This is a genomic window from Eubacterium sp. ER2 (assembly GCF_000765215.1).
GTDB classification, from domain to species: Bacteria; Bacillota; Clostridia; order Lachnospirales; family Lachnospiraceae; genus Claveliimonas; species Claveliimonas intestinigallinarum.
This window is the reverse complement of the sequence record NZ_JPJE01000016.1, coordinates 1-2,199: the sequence shown is the minus strand read 5'-3', so window position 1 is coordinate 2,199 and position 2,199 is coordinate 1. Positions and strand designations below refer to the sequence as shown.

General features: G+C 45.7%; 2 protein-coding genes. Both read right to left on the bottom strand.

What is annotated here, in order from left to right:
• Window positions 1–107: 107 nt before the first annotated feature.
• Window positions 108–1,700, bottom strand: coding sequence for a glycoside hydrolase family 43 protein (locus NI21_RS0105995; RefSeq protein WP_033125337.1), 1,593 nt, complete (start codon window positions 1,698–1,700; stop codon window positions 108–110).
• Window positions 1,701–1,711: 11 nt separating this feature from the next.
• Window positions 1,712–2,199, bottom strand: a 488-nt coding sequence (locus NI21_RS16875) for a hypothetical protein (RefSeq protein ID WP_033125336.1), incomplete at its 5' end; no start/stop codon positions are given.

Below are 2,199 nucleotides of genomic sequence, written 5' to 3'. Positions count from 1 at the left end.
TACCGGCACATCCAGGGACACCATTATGTCCCCGTCTTCCAGAATCACTGAATATTTCTCATACTCCTCTTTACACTTTATCTGTAGCATGTCTTCCTCTCTTTCCCTTACTTGTCATGGGGCTGGTAAATAAAATATTCATATTCCGCACTTTTCTGACGGCTCTGGAGATCTTGACAACACAGGACAATGAATGTACCCGTAAAACGTAGACCATGCAGGTCTTCCTCATAAAAATCATCTGAAAGTTGCGTTGCATCCATAGTCTTTCCAAGTTTCTCAAAATTTCCCCCGTCTACGGACCAGAAGAATTCTGCACGATCTTCTATTACCCGCATTTTCAGCACGACCGGCTTGTTTTCAGGAAGATGTTCCATTTTCCCAACAATACGGTTGTCTCCATGTCGGCATTCTAAGAGAAAAATGCACTTTTCTGCAGTCTCGTCACGCGATATGCAAGCATAGAAGTAGTTTGTCGTATCATAGTACAAAGCCATCCCAGCCATCTGTTGAAAAGTATCCGGCTCAAAACACAATTTTGTCTCCGCTGTAAACGAGAAGTGTTCTCTCCTTCTTCCGACCAGGCTTTGCTTGTGGAGCGATTCCATGGATTCTTTCCCATATAAAATCAGAGTTTCTTTTTCTTTGTTGAACTGCATACTATCTTCCAACAACGGAATCCTCAATGTCTGGAATTCTTCTGGAAGTTTTCCAGGAAAAGTTCTTTTTATCGGAATATCTGCCACCCGGAATTCCGGCAGGTCTGGTGCCTTCACCTGATCCATTGGCAGCCCGGTCCCGTCCTCTGTCAGGAACCACCCGTCCTCTGTTATCTTCACTTTCTGTATCGCAGTCTCTCTCCCAAGCATACATCTCCGTTTCTTTCTCTCTGGTCTGCCACACAAATGTGCCATATACCATTCCCCATCCTGCGTCTCTACAAGACACCCATGCCCGCTTTTCTGCAGCCTCAGTTCCGGATGCCCTTTAGATGTGAGCAACGGATTGTAAGGAGACACCTGGTACGGACCTGTGACCACTTTAGCTCTTGCCACCGTAACAGCATGTTCATAGAACGTACCGCCTTCTGCGCAGAAGAGATAGTACCATTTTCCGATCTTATAGAGATGTGGTCCTTCTGTAGTGCCCAAACTACTCCCTTTGAATATGTTGATCGGCTTTCCCTTCAGACATTTTTTATCTGTATCATACTCTTGCAGATAGATACCGTAAAAGGCATTCTTTTTATCTCTCTGATCCCATATCTGGTTCACAACATATTTTTTCCCGTCCTCATCATGGAACAGAGAAGGGTCAAATCCACTGCTGTTCAGGTATACAGGATCCGTCCAGGGGCCCTGTATACTTGGTGCTGTAGTAAGAAAATTATCTACATCTTTATTAAAATTCCTGTAGGTATAAACATTAGAATATACCAGATAAAAGGTTCCCCCATCATAAGTCAGACAGGGTGCCCACACTCCACCAGAGTCAGGTACACCGGTCATATCAACCAGACGCTGTTCATTCAAAGGCCTTCCCACAAATTCCCAATGCGCCAGATCTTTGCTGTGATAGATCTCTACTCCTGGAAACCATTGGAATGTGGAAGTTGCGAGATAATAATCATCTTCCACTCTGCATATTGTGGGATCCGGATGAAACCCTGTCAAAACCGGATTTGTAATCCATTTGTCCATATTATGCCTCCCTATGATCCGATTTTCTGAAAGATTACATCAAAATCAAGTGTTCCATACCTCTTAGCTAGTGAATCAAGATTCAACAGTGCCTGCCCGTTCACTAGTCCATTGCATGTATCATTGTCATCCCCTTTATTCTTGGCGGCTGCACCAGAAAATCTACTGTACTGTGTATCGGCCAGCCACAAGGAGCTCATATATCCCTCGCACTGCACACCTTCCAGCGCATACCCATACATATGGCCCGGCATGGAAAGGCCATGCTGCATCCCGCGTGTCACGATCCTCGCCAGGGTCGCCAGCTCCTTGTCATGGCAGTACTCCGCCACCTTAAGAAGATCAGGGACGAACTCTGGGAACTCACAATCCACATAACTTCCAGCAGGGATCACATCACAGATCGTCCAGCCTGTTGTACCAAATCCATATTTTCCTAGCAGTGTCTCCTTGTCAAACGGGATATCCCACAGATACGTCCAGCTTCCCAGTATCCGCG

Excerpts from the sequence above, each read along its gene's own strand:
- NI21_RS0105995 (WP_033125337.1), bottom strand. The coding sequence starts at position 1,700 with ATGGACAAATGGATTACAAATCCGGTTTTGACAGGGTTTCATCCGGAT.